Origin of the sequence: Pseudoxanthomonas sp. SGT-18, from assembly GCF_003931645.1 — a bacterium.
Lineage (GTDB): Bacteria > Pseudomonadota > Gammaproteobacteria > Xanthomonadales > Xanthomonadaceae > Pseudoxanthomonas.
Genome location: NZ_RRYJ01000003.1, coordinates 56,081 through 74,552 on the forward strand (window position 1 = coordinate 56,081; position 18,472 = coordinate 74,552).

General features: G+C 74.5%; 19 protein-coding genes. 4 read left to right on the plus strand and 15 right to left on the minus strand.

Going from position 1 to position 18,472, the window contains the following annotated elements; translation table 11 throughout:
* Window positions 1–37: 37 nt before the first annotated feature.
* The 10 genes from EIM47_RS05680 to EIM47_RS05725 all read right to left on the minus strand — a co-directional run bounded on the left by EIM47_RS05680 (window position 38) and on the right by EIM47_RS05725 (window position 8,601).
* The gene (locus EIM47_RS05680) at window positions 38–514 is read right to left on the minus strand and encodes a TlpA disulfide reductase family protein (protein WP_019399405.1); all 477 of its coding nucleotides are present in this window, start codon (window positions 512–514) and stop codon (window positions 38–40) included.
* Window positions 511–2,307, minus strand: a complete 1,797-nt coding sequence (locus tag EIM47_RS05685) for a protein-disulfide reductase DsbD domain-containing protein (protein ID WP_240626169.1) — start codon at window positions 2,305–2,307, stop codon at window positions 511–513. The genes EIM47_RS05680 and EIM47_RS05685 overlap by 4 nt, the downstream gene beginning before the upstream one ends.
* On the minus strand, window positions 2,304–3,341 hold the full coding sequence (locus EIM47_RS05690) for a cytochrome c peroxidase (RefSeq protein ID WP_028914353.1): 1,038 nt from the start codon (window positions 3,339–3,341) through the stop codon (window positions 2,304–2,306). Before EIM47_RS05690 ends, EIM47_RS05685 begins: the two co-directional genes overlap by 4 nt.
* Before the next feature lie 8 nt (window positions 3,342–3,349).
* Complete coding sequence (locus EIM47_RS05695; RefSeq protein ID WP_125076362.1) at window positions 3,350–3,826, minus strand: disulfide bond formation protein DsbD; 477 nt, start codon at window positions 3,824–3,826, stop codon at window positions 3,350–3,352.
* Between the two features lie 51 nt (window positions 3,827–3,877).
* Window positions 3,878–5,230 carry a TlpA disulfide reductase family protein gene (locus tag EIM47_RS05700; protein WP_125076363.1) on the minus strand — a complete coding sequence of 451 codons (1,353 nt, stop codon included), beginning with the start codon at window positions 5,228–5,230 and terminating at the stop codon, window positions 3,878–3,880.
* A 230-nt stretch (window positions 5,231–5,460) separates the two neighbouring features.
* A complete protein-coding gene (locus tag EIM47_RS05705) occupies window positions 5,461–6,492 on the minus strand; it encodes an NAD(P)H-dependent glycerol-3-phosphate dehydrogenase (protein WP_125076364.1) in 1,032 nt (343 codons plus the stop codon).
* A 22-nt stretch (window positions 6,493–6,514) separates the two neighbouring features.
* Window positions 6,515–7,051, minus strand: coding sequence for a protein-export chaperone SecB (gene secB, locus EIM47_RS05710; protein ID WP_019399306.1), 537 nt, complete (start codon window positions 7,049–7,051; stop codon window positions 6,515–6,517).
* Window positions 7,052–7,159: 108 nt separating this feature from the next.
* Window positions 7,160–7,594: a rhodanese-like domain-containing protein gene (locus EIM47_RS05715; RefSeq protein WP_205948690.1), complete on the minus strand. Its 435-nt coding sequence runs from the start codon at window positions 7,592–7,594 to the stop codon at window positions 7,160–7,162.
* 67 nt (window positions 7,595–7,661) lie between these two features.
* Window positions 7,662–8,081 carry a hypothetical protein gene (locus EIM47_RS05720; RefSeq protein WP_125076365.1) on the minus strand — a complete coding sequence of 140 codons (420 nt, stop codon included), beginning with the start codon at window positions 8,079–8,081 and terminating at the stop codon, window positions 7,662–7,664.
* A 31-nt stretch (window positions 8,082–8,112) separates the two neighbouring features.
* Window positions 8,113–8,601, minus strand: a complete 489-nt coding sequence (locus EIM47_RS05725; RefSeq protein ID WP_019399303.1) for a YiiD C-terminal domain-containing protein — start codon at window positions 8,599–8,601, stop codon at window positions 8,113–8,115.
* Window positions 8,602–8,658: 57 nt separating this feature from the next.
* Here EIM47_RS05725 and EIM47_RS05730 point away from each other — a divergent pair, with 57 nt between their 5' ends.
* The 3 genes from EIM47_RS05730 to EIM47_RS05740 all read left to right on the plus strand — a co-directional run bounded on the left by EIM47_RS05730 (window position 8,659) and on the right by EIM47_RS05740 (window position 11,739).
* A complete protein-coding gene (locus tag EIM47_RS05730) occupies window positions 8,659–9,411 on the plus strand; it encodes a uroporphyrinogen-III synthase (RefSeq protein WP_125076366.1) in 753 nt (250 codons plus the stop codon).
* A 97-nt stretch (window positions 9,412–9,508) separates the two neighbouring features.
* Complete coding sequence (locus tag EIM47_RS05735; protein WP_028914348.1) at window positions 9,509–10,486, plus strand: uroporphyrinogen-III C-methyltransferase; 978 nt, start codon at window positions 9,509–9,511, stop codon at window positions 10,484–10,486.
* The gene (locus EIM47_RS05740; RefSeq protein WP_028914347.1) at window positions 10,483–11,739 is read left to right on the plus strand and encodes a heme biosynthesis HemY N-terminal domain-containing protein; all 1,257 of its coding nucleotides are present in this window, start codon (window positions 10,483–10,485) and stop codon (window positions 11,737–11,739) included. The genes EIM47_RS05735 and EIM47_RS05740 overlap by 4 nt, the downstream gene beginning before the upstream one ends.
* Before the next feature lie 82 nt (window positions 11,740–11,821).
* On the opposite strand, the gene EIM47_RS05745 is transcribed toward EIM47_RS05740, so the two are convergent.
* On the minus strand, window positions 11,822–13,099 hold the full coding sequence (locus EIM47_RS05745) for an acetyl-CoA C-acetyltransferase (RefSeq protein WP_019399314.1): 1,278 nt from the start codon (window positions 13,097–13,099) through the stop codon (window positions 11,822–11,824).
* Window positions 13,100–13,267: 168 nt separating this feature from the next.
* Here EIM47_RS05745 and EIM47_RS05750 point away from each other — a divergent pair, with 168 nt between their 5' ends.
* Window positions 13,268–14,155 carry a hypothetical protein gene (locus EIM47_RS05750; RefSeq protein WP_019399315.1) on the plus strand — a complete coding sequence of 296 codons (888 nt, stop codon included), beginning with the start codon at window positions 13,268–13,270 and terminating at the stop codon, window positions 14,153–14,155.
* A gap of 189 nt (window positions 14,156–14,344) precedes the next feature.
* Here the strand turns inward: EIM47_RS05750 and EIM47_RS05755 are convergent, their stop codons facing one another.
* The 4 genes from EIM47_RS05755 to EIM47_RS05770 form a co-directional block, all read right to left on the minus strand.
* Window positions 14,345–14,932, minus strand: coding sequence for a superoxide dismutase family protein (locus tag EIM47_RS05755; RefSeq protein WP_125076367.1), 588 nt, complete (start codon window positions 14,930–14,932; stop codon window positions 14,345–14,347).
* A 120-nt stretch (window positions 14,933–15,052) separates the two neighbouring features.
* Window positions 15,053–16,483: a nitrogen regulation protein NR(I) gene (gene ntrC, locus EIM47_RS05760; protein WP_019399317.1), complete on the minus strand. Its 1,431-nt coding sequence runs from the start codon at window positions 16,481–16,483 to the stop codon at window positions 15,053–15,055.
* On the minus strand, window positions 16,480–17,538 hold the full coding sequence (locus tag EIM47_RS05765) for an ATP-binding protein (protein WP_125076368.1): 1,059 nt from the start codon (window positions 17,536–17,538) through the stop codon (window positions 16,480–16,482). Before EIM47_RS05765 ends, ntrC begins: the two co-directional genes overlap by 4 nt.
* 54 nt (window positions 17,539–17,592) lie before the next feature.
* Window positions 17,593–18,339, minus strand: a complete 747-nt coding sequence (locus EIM47_RS05770) for an N-acetylmuramoyl-L-alanine amidase (RefSeq protein WP_125076369.1) — start codon at window positions 18,337–18,339, stop codon at window positions 17,593–17,595.
* Window positions 18,340–18,472: the final 133 nt, after the last annotated feature.

The following is an 18,472-nucleotide window of genomic DNA, read 5'->3' on the forward strand; positions in this document are numbered from 1 at the left end:
GGACTCCGGGGTCGTGGAAGGAATGCACGGCGGCGGCTCAGCGCGCCGCCGCCGTCCAGGCCGCCAGTTCGGCGGCGGTGAGCGGGCCGGCCTTGCTGCGCAGCACCCTGCCCTGCGCGTCGAGCAGGACCGAGTACGGCAGCACACCCAGGCGGTTGCCATAGCGCGCGGAACTGCCGGCCTGGCCGTAGTCCACGGCCTCGACCAGCACCGGGTAGCGCACCGGCCGCCGCGCGAGGTAGGCCTGCACGCTGGCCGGCTCGTCCAGGGCGATGCCCACCACCTGCACCGCGCGCTTGCCGGCCTGCGCGGCGGCGAAGGCATCCAGCTCCGGCATCTCGCGCAGGCACGGCGCGCACCAGGTCGCCCAGTAGTTCAGCAGCACCGGCTGGCCGCGCCACTGCTCCAGCGGCGGCGCGTGCGCGGGCGCAGCGGCCTGGGCGATGGCGGCGCACAGCACCAGGGGCAGCCAGGCGAAGCGGCGGTGGCGCGCGCGGGCGGACGTGCGTTTCATGAGGCATCTCCCTGCAGCGCGGCCTCGACCTGGGCCTCGGTGGGAACGGTGGACAGCACCCGGCCGGCGCCCCCGGGGCGGAACACCACGTACAGCGGCACCCCGACCGCGCCGTGCTCGCGCAGGAACGCGGTGATCTCCGGATCCATCCGGGTCCAGTCGCCCTTGAGGTAGACCGCACCGCTGCGATGCAGGGCGGTCCGGAACGGCGCGCGCGCGAACACCCGGCGCTCGTTGGCCTTGCAGGTCACGCACCAGTCGGCGGTCATGTTCACGAACACGGTGCGGCCGTCGGCGCGCAGCCGCGCCAGCGCCTGCGCCGAGTACGGCAGGCTGCCGTCGGCCGCTTGCCGCGCCGGCTCCGGTGCCGCCGTCGGCAGGGCGTGGATCCGGTACAGCGGCCAGGCCGCGACCAGCGCCAGCAGCAAGGCCGCAAGCCGCGGTCCGCCGTTGCCGACGTGGCGCAGGCGCTCGCTGGCCCACAGCGCCAGTGCCAGCCACAGCATCCCGGCCAGCAGCCAGCCCAGGGCCTCGCTGCCGTGCTGGCGCACCAGCACCCAGGCCAGCCACGCGGAGGTGGCGTACAGCGGGAAGGCCAGCGCCTGCTTGAGGGTTTCCATCCACGGCCCCGGGCGCGGCAGGCGCGTGGCCAGCGCCGGGACGAAGCCCGCCAGCAGGAACGGCAGCGCCAGCCCGAGCCCCAGCGCCAGGAACACACCCAGCGCGGCCGCGACCGGGAGCGCAAAGGCCGCGGCCAGGGCCACGCCCATGAACGGCGCGGTGCAGGGGCTGGCTACCACCACCGCCAGCACGCCGGTGGAGAAATCGCCCCCCAACTCGTCGCGGCCTGCCAGGGCCTGGCCGGCGCCGCCCAGGCGGGTGCCGATCAGGACCACGCCCGACAGCGACAGGCCCAATGCCAGCATCACCCAGGCCAGGAACGCGACCACCACCGGCTGCTGCAGCTGGAAGCCCCAGCCCACGGCCAGGCCGGCGCCGCGCAGGGCCAGCACGATGGCACCAAGCGCGGCGAAGGCCAGCAGCACGCCGGCGGTATAGGCCAGCGCGCGGCGGCGCGCATGGCGCGGCGAGCCGCCGGATCCGGCCAGCGACAATACCTTCAGCGACAGCACCGGCAGCACGCAGGGCATCAGGTTGAGCAGCAGGCCGCCAAGCACGGCCGACAGCAGCAGCGCGGCCACGGCCGGAGCGCCGGTGGCGGCGGCTGCGGCGGTTCCGGATCCCGTCGCGCCGGCTACCCCGGCATCCACGGCTACGGTGGCGGTGGCGCCCGCGTCCGGCGCGCCTTCCACCCGCACGAGGCCGCCGTCGATCCGCAGCACCGTGGCGTGCGGCGGATAGCAGACCAGCGGCTCGACCTCGTGGCAGCCCTGCACCACCACGCGCAGGCGGGTGGCCGTGGCCGGCGCCGCGGGCGCCGCCAGCACGACCTCGGCGCTTGCCTCGCCGCGGTAGACCTCGACCGGCCCGAGGTACGGGTCGTCCTTGGCCACGCCCGGCGGCAACCGCAGTTCCGGCGCCGGCGCATCGTCCAGCGCGCGTACGTGGATGCGTTCGCGGTAGAGGTAGTAGTCGTCGGCCACGCGCCAGTGCAGGCGCAGCCGGGTCGGCGACTGCAGCCGCGCGTCCAGGGCGAACGCCTGCTCCACCGGCAGCAGGCCCGGCGGTCCTGTGTCCTTCGCATGCAGCGACGGGACCACGGCGCCGGCAAGCAATGCGCCAAGCAACGGCCAGCGCGCGCGCAGGGTACGGGGCATGGCGACCGCGCTCATCGCCGCGCCTCCAGCAGCGGCGCGTAACGCGCGTCGGTCAGCGACACCAGGAAGGCCTCCAGGTCGTCCAGCTCCTGCGCGTCCAGGCCCAGCGGGCCGGCCATCGAGGCATCGCGGCCGTGGGCGCCGGGTACCACGCGGTCCGGGTCGTTGTAGTACTCCAGCACCTCGCGCAGGGTGGCGAACATGCCGTTGTGCATGTACGGCGCGGTCACCGCCACGTTGCGCAGCGAGGGCACCTTGAACTGGCCGTCATCGGCCGGGTTGCCGGTGACTTCGCCGCGGCCACGGTCGGCGAGCCCGGCGCCGTCGTACAGGCCGATGTTGCGGAAGCGGTCGGAGGTGAAGTCCTCGCCGGAATGGCAGTCCGCGCACTTGCCCTTGCCGATGAACAGCAGGCGGCCGCGGCGCGCCGCCTCGCTGATGGCGCCGTCGTCGCCGCGCGCGTAGCGGTCGTAGGGCGAATCGCCGGACTCGAGGGTCTTCTGGTACGCAGCCAGGGCCCGGCCAAGGCTGCGCGCGGTGGCCGGACCGCCGTAGGCGGCCTCGAACGCGGCGCGGTAGGACGGGTCGGCGTTGAGCCGCGCCAGCGCCTGCTCCAGTGGCAGGTCCATCTCCAGCGGGTTCTCGATCGGGAAGATCGCCTGCTCCTCCAGGGTCTCGGCGCGGCCGTCCCAGAACATCGAGGTGCGCGCGGCGACATTGAGCACCGAGGGCGTGTTGCGCCGGCCCAGGCGTCCGCCCACGCCGGCGCTTACCGGCACGTCGTCGGCGAAGGCGCGCTCGGGGCGGTGGCAGGACGCGCAGCTGGTGCTGCGGTCGGAGGACAGCAGCGGGTCGAAGAACAGGCGCCGGCCCAGCTCCACCCGCAGCGCGGGCAGGTCGGCGGCGGCCGGTGCGCCGGTGGCGGTGGCGGCCGCGCCGGCCAGCCACGGCAGCGCGGCCAGGCCCGCGGCGGCCAGGGCCAGGCCCAGCAGCAGGCGCGGCCCGTGGCCACGACGGCGGCGGCGCGTGCGCAAAGCGGCAGCGTCCACGGCATTCCTCACGGCACGACGGCGAACGGTGCCTTGAACAGGGTGCACAGCCCGCTGCCCTCGTGGCAGCTCTGCCCGGCCAGGGTGCCGCTGACCTCGCGCGCGCCCGGCTCCAGGCGCACGCGCTGGCGGAAGGTGGCCTGCCCGGCGAAGTAGGCATAGCGGTACTCGCCGGCGAAGTTGCTGCCGCTGCGTTCCTGCGCGCCTTCCGCGCGCAGCGGCTGCAGCGCCTGGCCGCCGGACTCCACCGCCAGCCGCGCCGGGCGCGGCCCGAAGTCCCCGGCGTCGAAGCCGGCGGCGTACACGATCCAGCCCGGGCGCACCGGCGCGTTGGCCACCAGCTCGACCTCGCCCGGCGCGCCGGGCACCGCTTCGGCGCGCCAGCGCCAGTCCAGTTCCACTTCTTCCTGCGCCGGCGCCGGCGCCGCGGCGAGGGCGAGCGCGCCCAGCAGCAGGCCGCGGGCGGCCTGTTTCCAGTCCCTCATGGTGCTTCCTCGTTGCGATGGCGCCTGCCGCCGCCGCGGCAGGCGCCGGGTTCAGGGTGCGGCGGCCAGCGTGGCCGGCGGCGCAGTGCCGCCATCGGCGCTGGCGTACGGGTCCGGCTCGGCCAGCAGTTCGTCAAGCAGCGCGTTGAAGCGGGCCACGTACTGCTCGTAGTACTCGCCGGTCACGGTGCCGGTGTAGCCGGTGTAGATCTCGCGCACCTCGCCCTTGCGGTCGATGATGAAGGTGGTCGGGAACGCGGCCAGGTAGTTCACGCCCTGCAGCTTCTCGGTCGCCACCTTCTTGTCGGCGATGCCGCCGAACACGATGTCGTACTGGATGTCGAAGTACTGCTTGAACTTGCCCAGCACTTTCTGGAAGTACTCGAAGCTGTCCTCCTGCTCGAACGCGACCGCCACCGCCTCGACCCCGCGGTGCCTGTTCTGCCTGAACCACGGCGCCAGGAAGTAGGTCTGGTCGGTGCAGTTCGGGCACCAGGTGCCGATCACCTCGACGATCACCACCTTGCCCTTGTACTTGTCGTCGCGCAGGGAGACGGTGCGGCCCTGCAGGTCGGGGAAGCTGAAGTCGATGCGCTTCTGCCCGTCCTTGAGGAAGGTCAGCTGGTAGGGGTCGGGCAGCTCGGCCGCCGGGTCCTTGCGGCCCTCGAAGCGCACCACGTTGTAGATGCCCGAGCCGGACACGCCCTGCAGGTTGCCGTCCTCGTCGATCGTGCCCTTGATCAGGCGCGGGCTGGGGCCGCTGAAGTGCGACAGCCAGAAGCGGTTGCCCTGGACCACGCCCTCCAGCTCACGCGAGTCGCCCACCGCGGTCATGATCACGCCGGTCAGGCGGTTGCCCTGCTGCTGGAACAGGCCGACCTGGTTGCGGCGGTTGCGGCGCTCGTCGGGGTTGTCGTCGCGCAGGCGCGCCTGGTCGGACTGCTGCAACGCCCACTTGCCGCTGAGGTCGACCCCGGCCGGCTGCTCGCGGCCGGGTTCGACGAAGCGCCAGGCCTTGCCGTGCTCGGCGGTGAACGGGATGTTGCGCGCGCCGTTGCGGCTGGGCACCAGGTCGCGGTACTCGCCGGCGAGGGTGCCGTCGTCGCGCACGGTGAACACCAGGGCGGCGTCGTAGGTGTTCATCGGCACGGACAGGGTGTCGTCGGACACGCGCTCGACCACGAAGCGATCGCGGCGCGAACCGTTGATCAGCTCGAAGCTGGCGTCGGCCGCGTCGCGGCCCCGGACCTCGAAGTTGAACGGGATCGGGTCGCCGTCCACCGTGAACTCGCCGCGCCAGATGCCTTCCTTCGGGAAGCGCGCGGCGGCCTCGGCGGCGGCGGCCGGCAGGAGCGTGGCCAGCAATGCGGTGCCTGACCACAGCAGCGCTGCAACTGCCTTCATTGCCTCACCTCGTCGTTGGGGATGCCTCCGGGGCAACGAATGTAGGAAGCGGCACGCGGCGGCGTCCACGCGAAAGCCCACGCCATGCATGGCATGTGCTCATGTGCTGATGAGGGCAGGTGCTGAGGCGGCTTCCGCGGCGGCGGCTACACCCGGCCGCCGCCTGCGATGGCGGCTCCGGTCGATCCATCATCACGGGGACCCGCGCCGCGAGCCGGCGCGGGCAGCCCTCAGCGGAACAGGGTTTCCGGGTATTCCGGCTTCTGTTCGCGGGCCAGCAGCTGCTCCAGGCCCTGGCGCGGGGTCAGCTCGCCGTGCAGCACGGCGTGCACGCCGGCGGAGATCGGCAGTTCCACGCCGTGGCGGTTGGCCAGGCGCATGACCTCGTTGGCGGTCTGCACCGATTCGACCACCTGGCCGATCTCGCGCACCGCCTCGTGCAGCTCCTTGCCACGGCCCAGGGCCAGGCCCAGGCGGCGGTTGCGCGACAGGTCGCCGGTGCAGGTCAGCACCAGGTCGCCGAGGCCGGACAGGCCCATCAGGGTCTCCGGGCGCGCGCCGATCGCCGCGGCCAAGCGCAGCATCTCGTTGAGGCCGCGGGTGATCAGGCCGGCACGGGCATTGAGGCCCAGCTCCATGCCGTCGGCCACGCCGGTGGCCACCGCCAGCACGTTCTTCATCGCCCCGCCCAGCTCGGCGCCGACCATGTCGTCGCCGGTGTAGGCGCGGAACGCGGGGCCGTGCAAGGCCGCGGCGACCTTGCGGGTAAACGCCGGGTCCTCGCCGTGCACGGTCACCGCGGTGGGCAGGCCCAGGGTGACTTCCTTGGCGAACGAGGGGCCGGTGACCACGGCCAGCGGCACGCCCGGGCCGAGCACGTCGGCGGCAACCTCGTGCAGGAAGCGGCCGGAGCCGGGCTCGAAGCCCTTGGTCGCCCAGGCCACGCCGGCACCGGCCGGCAGCAGCGGCTTGAGCGCGTGCAGGGTCTCGGTGAAGGCATGCGAGGGCACCACCACCAGCACCCAGTCGCAGCCGGCGACGGCCGCGGCCAGGTCGGTGGTGGCACGCAGGTTCCCGGGCAGCGGGATGCCCGGGAGGTAGCGCGGGTTCTCGTGGCGCTGGTCGATGGCCTCGACCACCACCGCGTCCCGGCCCCACAGGGTGGTGGCCAGGCCGTTGCGGGCGGTCAGGGTCGCCAGGGCGGTGCCCCACGACCCGGCCCCGAGGACCGCCAGCCTGCTGCTGCCGGTTGCGGCAGTCATCGGATGCGCGTTTGCCGCCGGATCAGGCGTTGCCGGCCGGCTCGGCCGAGGCCACGTCGCCCTCGGCGGCCTGCTGCTGCGCAGCCTGGGCCTGGCGCTGGCGCAGGGTCTCGGCGTACAGCGCGTCGAAGTTGATCGGCTGCAGCAGGAACGGCGGGAAGCCGCCGGCCTGGACCAGGTCGCTGACCAGCTGGCGCACGTACGGGAACAGGATGTTCGGGCACTGGGTGCCCAGCAGCACGTCCACGCCCTGCGGCGGCAGGCCGGCGATGCCGAACACGCCGGCCTGGTCGACCTCGACCACGTAGGCGGTCTTCTCGCCGACCTTGCAGGTCAGGGTGACGCGCAGGGAGACCTCGAACGCGGTCTCGTTCAGGCGCTGCACGCGCTGGTTGAGGTTCAGCTGCAGGTCCGGCTGGCCCTGCTCGTTAAAGATCGCCGGCGAATTGGGCGACTCGAAGGAAACGTCCTTGACGTAGATCTTCTCGACGCTGAAGGCCGCGCCGGCGGCTTCCTGCGGGGCGGGGGCGGCAGCGCCGTTGGTGGTTTCGTCGGACATTTCGGACTCCGGAATCGCTGGTTGGATGGCCGGCTGAACCGGCCGGGAACGGAACGCGGGATTATGGCACGTGCGCCGGACGCGGGTAGCCCCGGGGCGCGGCCGGGCTCAGCGGCCCTTGACCAGGGGCAGGCCCGCGGCCTGCCAGGCGACCAGCCCGCCGTCGAGCCAGTACACCTGCTCGAAGCCGGCCTTCTTCAGCTTGCGCGCGGCGCCGGCCGAGGCCATGCCGGTGCGGCACACCACCACCACCGGCGACTGCTTCGCGCCGGCCAGCAGCTTGCCGGCCGGGTCGAACTGGCTGGGGATGATGTTGCGGCTGCCGGCGATGTGGCCCTTCTCGAAATCGGCGATCGCCGACAGGTCCACCACCAGGGCGCCGGGCTGGTTGGCCACCAGCGCCAGCTCCGACGGCTTGAGCGCCTTGTAGCCGCGCAGCAGGCGCACGATCTCGGTGTAGATGATCGCCACGGTCAGACCGGCCAGCGCCAGCGACAGCATCGGGTGGCGGCCGGCGAAGGCCATCAGGGTCTCAAGATTCACGGCGCGCGTTCTTCATGCGGATGGGACGGGGCGGCGATTGTCGCACATGCCCCGCGCCGCGCCGCCGCTAGTGCCCGTCCCAGAAGTCCGGCAGCCCGGAGACCTGCCACCAGCGCCGCGCCTGCGCGTCCCAGCGCCACAGCTCGCGCCAGCGCACGGTGCGCTCGGCCTGGGTGTGGCGGTTGACCGCGCCGACCTCGATCTCGCGCGCGACGCTGCCGTCGGCCAGCACCGAGCTGGTGCCCTCGCGGTAGCGGGTCACCTGCAGCTGGCGGTAGCGCTCCAGTTCCAGCCCGCTGACCGGGTGGGCGGCCAGCCATTCCGGATCGACCAGCTGCAGCGCGGCCTCGTAGTCGCTCCAGCGCACCGCCGCGGCGAACGCCTCCTGCGCCTGGCCCAGGGCCTGCGCCTGGCGCTTGCCCATGGCATGCGCCGGCAGCACCAGCGCGCACAGCGCCAGCAGCAGCAGGATCCCTGGAATGCGCATCGTCGTCCTCCGGCGGGCCATGGCCGGCATGCTAGCAGCTGGCCCCGGCGGCGCGGCCGCCGGCCATGGCCACGTAGCGGCCGCTGAACACGGTCGCATCGCCGCCGCCGGGCAGGGCGATGCGCGCGGCGATCCGGCAGCGCGCGCGGCCACGCTGGCGGAAAGTGGCGAGGAAATCCTCCCACTGCCCTTCCTCCAGCCAGGCCTCCGCCTCCAGCGCGTCGTACAGCGGCGCCAGGTAGCGCACGTGGCTGTCGGCCACGTACACGTCGGCCGGGTGCCCGGCGCGGGCCAGCTGCCAGGTGGCCAGGCCCCAGCCGGCCAGGGTCATCAGCGAGGCCAGGCTGCCGCCGAAGGCCGAGCCCTTGTCGTTGATGTTGGGCGCCAGCGGCGCGCGCAGGCGCAGGCGGCCGTCGCCGGCATGGACGATCTCGATCTGCATCTGGCGCGCCAGCGGGATCGCGCACAGCTGCGCGCGCACGGCGGCCAGGGCGGGGTCATGCGGCTCGTTCGTGGTCATCGGCAAAGGGTAGCGGAAGCCCGGCCCGGGCCGGTCCGCGGCCCGCATAATGCGCGGATGCCTGCACCCCCTCCGCCCTGGACCCTGGTCTCGCTGCGCCCCGCCGGCGGCCACGACGCCATGCGCCGCGCCGCCGCGCGGCATGGCGCGCGCCTGCTGGCGCTGTCGCCGTGGGCGTTGCGCCCCTGCGACGACGACGATGCCCGCCGCGCGCTCGACGCGGCCCTGGCCTGCGAGGCGGTGCTGTTCACCAGCCCGGCGGCGGTGCGCGCCGCCGCGGCCCTGCGCCCGCTGCGGCCGGGTCCCGGCCAGGCCTGGCTGGCGGTGGGCGCCGGCAGCGCCGCCGCCCTGCGCCGCGCCGGCGTGGCCCGGGCGCAGGCCCCGGCGCAGATGGACAGCGAGGGCGTGCTGGCGCTGCCCGCGCTGGCCGCGCCCGCCAGCGTCGGCCTGGTCACCGCCCCGGGCGGACGCGGGATGATCGCGCCGACGCTGGAAGGCCGCGGCGCGCGGGTGCTGCGCGCCGACGTCTACCGCAGGGAGCCGCTGCCGCCGGCGCCGCGCGCGCTGGCCGCGCTGCGCGCGCTGCAGGGCCCGGCCTGCGTGGCGGTCAGCAGCGGCGAGGCGCTGGAACGGGTGCTGGACGGCTGGCCGGAGGACGCGGTCGCGGTCCTGCGCCGCTGCGCCGTGGCCGCCGCCAGCGAACGCCTGGCGGAACTGGCGCGCGCGCGCGGCTTCGCCCGCGTCGCCTCCGCCGCCAGCCCGCGCCCGGCGGCACTGGCGGCGCTGGCGCAACAGCTGGTTGCCGGGTGAGTCCTTGCGGGCGCGGCGGCGGCCAAGCGATGCTTGCCGCTGGCCGGATGGCCGCCTGGAGCGCGGCACCCCCCGCCCGGCCGAACAGGATGCAGCCGTGAACGAGACTCCCCCTTCCCGCCGGCCATCCACGCGCGCGCTCGCGTGGCTGCTGGTCCCGCTCGTACTGGTGCTGGCCGGCGCCTTCGCCTGGCATGCCTGGCGCCAGCAACAGGCGCGCCTGCACGACCGCAACGCCGACCAGGCGCGCCAGCTGGAAACCCTGATCGCGCGCATGGACAACCTGCGCAGCGACCTGGCCACCCAGTCGCGCCTGATCCGTGATGCGTCCAATGCCAACCGCGTGCTGCGCGACGAGGTACTGGGCCTGGGCCAGCGCAACGCGCTGCTGGAGGACAACGTCGCGCGGCTGGCCGCCAGCAGCCGCGACGGCAGCCGCAGCGCGCGCCTGGACGAGGCCGAGCTGCTGCTGGTGATGGGTGCACAGCGCCTGCGCATCGCCGGCGACGTGGAAGGCGCGCGCCGCGCCTACGCGCTGGCCGCCAGCCTGCTCGAGGGCCTGCACGACCCCGGCCTGCTCAACCTGCGCCAGACCCTGGCCGAGGAGCGCGCCGCGCTGGACCGGCTCGGCCCCGGCCCGCGCGCGGCCATCGCCGCGCGCCTGGACGCGGTGGCCGCGCGCCTGGCCGACCTGCCGCTGGAAGCCCCGGCGGCCGACGAAGGCCGCCCGCAACCGTGGTGGCAGCGCGCGCTGGCGCCGCTGGTGCAGGTGCGCCCGGCCGGCAGCCACGAACTGCTGACCGGCAGCGAGCGCATCGCCGCCGAAACCACCCTGCAGCTGGAGCTGACCCTGGCCCGCGCCGCGCTCGAGCGCGGCGACGCGCCGGCGTTCGGTTCGGCGCTGCAGCGCGCGCAGGCGGCGATCCGCCGGTTGTGGCCGGATTCACCCGCCCTGCGCGAGGTTCAGGGTCAACTGCAGGCCTTGCGCGGCCAGCCGCTGGAACTGCAGGAACCGGTGCTGGAAGCCACCCTGCTGCAGCTGCGGGCCGCGCGCGAAGCGAGGAGTGTGCAATGAAGCCGTATCGATGGCTGGTGGCGTTGCTGGTCGCGGCGGTGCTGGGCGTGCTGGCCGCGCAATGGATCGCGCAGCAGGACCCGGCCGCGCTGGGCCGGGTGATCGTGCGCACCGGCGGTTACGACTACAGCACCAGCCTGCCGGTGGCCATCGCCCTGGCGGCGCTGGCGCTGGTGGTGCTGGGCGCGGCCTGGCACCTGCTGCGGCTGCCGTTCCGCGCCTGGGGCCGCTACCGCAAGCGCCAGGGCCGCGGGCGCCTGATCGAGGGCATGCGCGCGGTCTACGGCGGTCGCTGGAGCCAGGGCGAACGCCTGCTCGGCAATGCCGCCGACGATGCCGAGGCCGGCACCCTGGCCCTGGCCGGCGCGGTGCGCGCGGCCGATGCACGCGGCGACGAGGCCGCGGCCGCGCAGTGGCTGGCGCAGCTGGCGCAGCGCGACCCGGTGCTGCACGCGGTGCTGCAGGGCGAGCGCATGCTGGCGCGCGGCCGTCCGGTGGACGCGATCAACGCGCTGGACGTGGCCGAGGCGCAGCCGCTGCCGCCGCGCGGCCTGCTGTTGCGCGCCCGCGCCCTGGCCGCGGTGCACCGCGCCGGCGAGGCCTACGGCCTGCTCGGCGCGCTGCGCCAGCAGGCAGTGCTGCCGGCCGACGAGCTGGCCACCCTGGAGCTCGACCTGGCGGCCGCCTCGCTGGAGGAGACCGACGACGCCAACCTGCTGGCCGAGCGCTGGGAAGCCATGCCCAAGACCCTGCGCACCGAGCCGGCGGTGGTCGGGGCCTATGCCCGCCGCGCCGCCGCGCTGGGCTGGCACGAGGCGGCCATGCGCCACCTGGAGCAGGCGCTGGACGCGCACTGGGACGAGGAGCTGGTGGACCTGTACGCGCGGCTGCCGGTCGGCCACGTGGATTCGCGCCGGGCCAGCGCCCAGCGCTGGCTGCAGCAGCACCCGGGAAGCCCGGCGCTGCTGGTGGCGCTGGCGCGCCTGGCAAGGCAGCAGGAGCAGTGGCCGCAGGCGCGCGACTTCCTGCAGCGGGCGCTGGAACAGGGCGCCGGTGCCGAGGCCTGGGAACTGCTGGGCGACGGCCTGGCCGAGGCCGGCGACCACGCCCTGGCCGCGCAGGCCTACGCCAACGCGCTGCTGGCAGGACGCGGCGAACCGGTGCAACCGCTGCCGGCGCGCCTGCTCCAGCCGCCGGCCGACGCCGCCCCGGAGGAACGCGACGCCAACGGCCTGCCGCGGCTGGTGGAGTGATCCGCCGCGGCGCGGATCCCGGCGACCCGGAAAAGGAAAGGCGGCCCCAGGGCCGCCTTTCTTCGTTGCGCCGGCGCCGGGATCAGCGCTCGACGATCGCCACCACGCCCATGCCGCCGGCGGTGCAGATCGAGACCAGGGCGCGGCCGCCGCCGCGCTCGGCCAGCTGCTTGGCCGCGGTGGCGATGATGCGCGCGCCGGTGGCGGCGAACGGATGGCCGGTGGCCAGCGAGGAACCGACCGGGTTGATCTTCTCCGGGTCGATCCGGCCCAGCGGCGCGTCCAGGCCCAGGCGGGTGCGGCAGTAGTCCTCGCTCTCCCAGGCGCGCAGGGTGCACAGCACCTGCGCGGCGAAGGCCTCGTGGATCTCGTAGATGTCGAAGTCCTGCAGGGTCAGGTTGTTGCGGCGGAGCATCTCGGCCACCGCCACGGTCGGCGCCATCAGCAGGCCCTCGCCGTGGACGAAGTCCACCGCCGACACGTGCGCGTCGCGCAGGTAGGCCAGCGGCTCGTGGCCGTGGGCGCGGGCCCACTCCTCGGTGGACAGCAGCACCGCCGCGGCGCCGTCGGTCAGCGGGGTCGAGTTGGCGGCGGTCAGGGTGCCGCGGCCGGAGGTCTTGTCGAACGCCGGCTTGAGCGTGGCCAGCTTCTCCAGCGAGGTGTCCGGACGCAGGATGTTGTCGCGCTCCACGCCGCGGAACGGCGCGATCAGGTCGGAGAAGAAGCCGCGCTCGTAGGCGGCGGCCAGCTTCCTGTGCGAGGACACCGCCCACTCGTCCTGCGAGTCACGCGAGATGTTCCACTGCTTGGCCATGTCCTCGCAGTGGTCGCCCATGCTCTTGCCGGTGCGCGGCTCGGCCACGCCCGGGAACTCGGGCTTGAGTTCGGACAGGCGGAAACCCTTGAATGCGGCCAGCTTGTCCTTGAAGGTCTTGCCGCGGTTGGCGGCCAGCAGGCGCGCGCGCAGCTTCTTGCCGTAGACGATCGGCACGTCGGAGGTGGTGTCCGAGCCGCCGCCGATGCCCGAGTCGATCTGCCCGACCGCGATCTTGTTGGCGATGGTGATGATCGAATCCAGGCTGGTGCCGCAGGCGCGCTGCAGGGTGATGCCCGGGGTCAGCGGCGACAGGCCCGACGACAGCGCCGCCTCGCGGCCCAGGTTCCAGTCCGAGGAGTGCTTGATGACCGCGCCCATGGCCACCTCGCCCAGCTGCTGCCCGTGCAGGCCGAAGCGCTCGACCAGCGCCCCCAGGGTGCGCACCGACATGCCGAGGTTGCCCACGTCGGAGTAGGCGGTGTTCTGGCGGCAGAACGGGATGCGGACGCCGCCGAGGATGGCGACGGGGCGGGTGGATGGCATGGGATGACCTCGGGTGGATTCCATCGGGATTACGGTCTGCATACGCGACCGAATGCATAATGGCCGAAGTGTATCCCCCAGCCGTCAGGCGGCCAACGATGCAGACCCATTTCGCGATGAACGGCGGCCCGCGCCGCCAGTCCCACCCTTCCCGGCGGAGGACTGCGCGTGGCTGACACCGTGTTCCGTGGCGTGTTCGCGCTGGAGCTGGCCGGGGGGCAGGCGCCCGGCCGCGCCGCGCTGTCCCAGGAAGAGGCCGGCACCCTGGCGGTGGCCGTGGGCCGCGACCTGGCGCGGCTGGTGCCGGACGTCGCCTCGCTGGACCTGGTCCTGGCCGCCGCCCACTTCGACCCGGCCGAGGCCCTGCGCCCGGGCTGGTCGCTGCACCGCCGGCTGGAGGAGCTGCACATGCGTGCCCCGGGCCGCAACCAGGGCCCGCGCGTGGTCGCCTTCGGCACCGATGCGGACGGCGACGTCCCGCTGCCGCTGCAGGCCGACCCGGCCCTGACCGGCGGCGGCCTGCGCGTGCTGCCCTTCATCCTCGCCGGCGAGCCGCAGACCCTGGCGGTGGTCGCCGGCGCGCTGGAGGAAAGCCTGCTGCCGCAGGGCATGGCCGGTGCCGACACCGCGCTGCTGGCGCAGGACGGCTTCCGCGCCCGGATCGAGCATGCGCGCTACCTCAGCGCCCACGACCTGGCGGCGATGATGGCCATGCAGTACGACAACCAGGGCCTGTCGGCGCTGTGGAACCTGATCGAGGCGGCGCTGCTGGCGCCGGGCTCGGAGGAATGGCTGGACGCCGGCCCCGAACCGCTGCTGCGGCTGGCCGACGGCGAGGCGCGCATGGCCCTGTTCGACCCGGCCGGCTGGTGCGCGCACTACCACGGCGGCACCCCGGGCGAAGGCGAGTGCGAGCGCCTGCAGCGGCTGTACGAGCTGTTCCTGGCGCGCCAGCGGCAGCTGGCCGCGGTGCTGGAGGCACACGGCATCCCGGTGCTGTACGTGCACGCCAACGGCCAGCAGGACGCGCGCGCCCTGCTTTCGCAAGCGGCCTGATCCGCAGGCTGCATCCCGCAGCCGTTGCGGCGTCTTCCCGCCCGCGTGCGGCGGATGCGTCCACGCCCCTGCACACCGGAGCGCGGCCCGGACCGTGGCCCCGGCCGCGCCGCCTTGCAGCGCGGGTTTTCGCGCGCGGCCCGGGACCCGGCCCCCTCCGTCCGCCGGAGGGGAGGGCCCTGGTGCCGCTCAGCGCACGACCTTGATCACCCCGCAGGCCACGCGCGCGCCGGCGTTGCCGGTGGGCTGGCTCTGGTAGTCGTCCGGGTCGGCATGCACGATCACCGCGCGCCCGGCGATGTCGTTGGCCGCGCCGCCGCCCAGGGTCACCCCTAGCAGGTGCGCATCGACCGTGGCCACGCCCTCGGCGTCGCTGCTGATGTTGTCCATGTCCCCGCCATGGTGGGCGCCGCTGCCGGCGCGGCCGTGCGGGGCACCGGCCGGGTTGAAGTGGCTGCCGGCGCTGGTGGCGTCGGCCGCGCTGCAATCGCCCTTTTCGTGCACGTGGAAACCGAACTGGCCGTTGGCCGGCAGCCCGCCGACCTGGCCGCGCACGTGCACGCCGCCGTCCATCGGCACCAGGACCAGGGTGCCGCTGACCCGGCTGCCGGAGGCCGAGGCCAGCGCCACGCGCGCTTCCTGCGCGGTGCTGGTGGCGACCGGCTCGGCCGGCGCCGGCGGTGCCGGGGCCACCGGCTCGGTGGTGCTGCAGCCGGCCAGCAGGGCCAGGGCCGCCAGGGCGGGCAATGCGATTCGCGGATGGGCGGGAGTCTTCATGCACGTGCACCGGTCAGTGGAACGGACCGCCATGGTGTCCGCTGGCGCGTTGCCGGGCAATCAAGGGCCGCGGCCCCCCATCCGCGACGGCGCGCCCGCACCGCAGCGGGGCCACGCCGCTCAGCGCTCGCGGCGGCGCCCTGGGCCCAGCTTGCGGGTGACGGTGTTGCGGCCCACGCCCAGCAGCGCCGCCGCTTCCACCCGGCGCCCGCCGGTGTGCTCCAGGGCGGCGTTGAGCAGGGCGCGGTCAAAGCGCTCGCGGGCCTCGGCGTGCAGGTCGCGGGCGCCGGCGCGCAGGCAGTCCAGCACCCACTGCCGCAGCTGCATGTCCCACTGCGCGGCACTGGCCGGCGCCGCCGGCGGCGCCGCCACCGGGGCCTGCAGCACCTGCAGGTCCTCCAGGGTGATGGTTTCGCCCGGGGCCAGCGCGGCCAGGCGCCAGCACAGGTTCTGCAGCTCGCGTACGTTGCCCGGCCAGTCCATCGCCTGCAGCGCGGCCAGCGCCGCCGGCTCGAAGCGCTTGGCACCGCCGCCGAGCTTGCGCGAGGCGCGGTGCAGGAAGGTGGTGGCCAGCAACGGGATGTCGCCGCGGCGCTCGCGCAGGGCCGGGATCTGCAGCCGCACCACGTTGAGCCGGTGCAGCAGGTCGGCGCGGAAGCGGCCCTGCTGCACCAGCGCCTCCAGGTCCTGGTGGGTGGCGGCGATCACCCGCACGTCCACCCGGATCAGCTCGCGGCCGCCCACGCGGAAGAACTCGCCCTCGGCCAGCACGCGCAGCAGGCGGGTCTGCAGCGAGGCCGGCATGTCGCCGATCTCGTCCAGGAACAGGGTGCCGCCGTTGGCCTGCTCGAAGCGGCCCACGTGCCGCTTCTGCGCGCCGGTGAAGGCGCCGGCCTCGTGCCCGAACAGTTCGCTCTCCAGCAGCTCGGCCGGGATCGCGGCGGTGTTGAGCGCCACGAACGGGCCATCGGCGCGCGGCGACTCGCGGTGCAGGGCGCTGGCGACCAGTTCCTTGCCGGTGCCGGTCTCGCCGGTGATCAGCACCGACAGCGGCGCCTGGGCCAGGCGGCCGATCGCGCGGAACAGCGCGCGCATGGCCGGGGTGTCGCCGATCAGCTCCTGGCTGGCGGCCTCCTCGGCGGCGGCGGCCGGCACCGGCGGCGGTGGCGGCGCGCCCTCGGCCGGCAGCGCGCGTGCGGCCAGCGCCACCGCGTCGTCCAGGTCGAACGGCTTGGACAGGAACTCGTGGGCGCCGCCGCGGAAGGCCGAGGCGGTGCTGGCCACGTCGGTGTAGGCGCTCATCACGATCACCGGCAGCTGCGGGTGCGCGGACTTGAGCCGGTCCAGCAGCTTGAGGCCGTCGTCGCCGGGCATGCGCACGTCGGTGAACAGCAGGTCCGGGGCGCCACGCACGCGCAGTGCCGCCAGCGCGCTGGCGGCGTTCTCGAAGCCGTCCACCTCGTAGCCGGCGTCGCGCAGCGCGGTCGCCAGCACGAAGCGCACCGAGCGGTCGTCGTCCACCACCCAGACGCGGCGGCTCTCGGAATTCATGCGGCGGTCTCTCCTTCAGGCTCGGTCTGCGGCAGCAGCAGGGTGAAAACGGTATGGCCGGGGCGGGAACGGAAGGTCAGGGTGCCGCGGTGCTCGCGCGCCACCTGGTGGGCCAGGGCCAGCCCCAGGCCGGTGCCCTCGGCGCGGCCGCTGACCAGCGGCAGGAACAGGTGCTCGGCCAGCTCCTCCGGCACCCCGCGGCCGTCGTCCACGATCTCCACCCGCAGCGCGCGTGCGTGCAGGTGGTCGCGGATGTTGAGGCCATGCTCGAAGCGGGTGCGCAGGATGATGGTCGAGGCTCCCGCCTGCAAAGCGTTGTTGACCAGGTTCCACACCGCCTGGGCGAGGCGGTCGGCGTCGCCGGGGAATTCCGGGATCGAGGGGTCGTAGTCGCGCTGCATGCGCACCGGGCGGCGGCCCTCGGCCTCGGCCTCGGCCAGGCGCAGCACGCGCTCGAGCACGGCATGGATGTTCAACGGCGCGTGCGGCCGCTGCGGCGCCGGCGACAGCAACTGGTCGACCAGGCTGCTCAGGCGCTCGATCTCCGAGCCGATCAGCTCGATCAGCTCGCGCTCGCCGGCATCGTCCTGGCGGCTGGCGGCACGCCGCGACAGCAGCTGGGCCGCGCCCTTGAGCCCGGCCAGCGGGTTGCGCAACTCGTGGGCCAGGCCCTTGAGCGCGGCCTGCAACGCCCCGGGCAGGGCCTGGGCCGCGTCCGGCAGGGTCAGGTCGTCGCAGGGATGGGCCTCCAGCAGCCAGCCGCCCTCGACCCGGGTGACCCAGCCATCGGCCAGACGCGGGGCCTCGCCGGGCAGGCCCAGGGCGATGCGGTGCAGGCGCAGGATCTCGCGCTCGTCCTGCTCCAGGAACCGGGCCAGGGCGTCGCCCTCCTGCTCCAGCGCCGCCAGCGGCTGCCCGACCAGGCGCCGCGGGCCGATCCCCAGCCAGCGCGGGAAGGCGGCATTGACCCCGGCGATCCGCGCTTGGGCATCGGCCCAGACCACGGGCGTGGCCAGGTGTTCGAGGGTGGGTGCGGCTACGGCGCTCATCGACATTGCACCAATCTAGTGCATGGCGCCGATGGCGGCGATGGCCGCCGCGGGTGGCGGTCAGCGCCGGCGCCGCGCCTGCAGGACCAGCGAATGCAGGATGCGGAGGTCCTCCGCGTCCAGGGTGTCGGCCTCGTCGCCGCGGTAGTGGCGGCGGTAGGCGCGCACCGCCGCGGCCGGGTCGTGCAGCGGCCAGCCGATGGCCTGCAGCGCCAGCCACGGATCGAAACCGGGAGGCGGTTCGCCATCGGCCGGATCCGGCCACAGGCCAAAGCCGGCCTCGGCCAGGCGCTGCCACGGGAACCGCGGGCCGGGATCGCGCTTGCGCGTGGGCGCCAGGTCGGCGTGGGCGATGACCGCGTGGCGCGGGATGCCCAGGCGCGTGGCCAGGTCCTCGAGCAGGCGCAGCAGGGCCTCGATCTGCGCGGGCGGGAACGGTGCGGCGCCATCATTGTCCAGCTCGATGCCGATGGACGCAGAGTTCAGCTCGGTGAGCGCGCCCCAGCTGCCACCGCCGGCATGCCAGGCACGGCGCCGGTCGTCGACCAGCTGGTGCACGCTGCCGTCGGCGCCGACCAGGTAGTGCGCGCTTACCGGCCCGCCGCTGTTGCGGGTGCGCAGCGTGTGCAGGCTCTCCGCCACCGAGCCCTGTTCGGTGGCGTGCAGCACGACCAGCGAGGGCCGCCGGGCGTCGTGGTTGGGCGAAGGCGTCCATTGCGCCAGCGGGCTGCGCTGCGGCGCGTGCGCGCAGGCGGCCAGCAGCAGGCAGAGGACGGCGGGAAAGAGCGTGCGCAGGTCCGGGCTCATGCCCCATTGCACCGCCCCGCGGCGGCGGCGGCAAGCACTGCCTCCGGCGCGCATGGGTGACGGGAAGGCGGAACACGGTTCACCTCGGCGCATTGCAGGCGCGGCCGCTCGGGCAGCGCGCGGGGATCGGGCG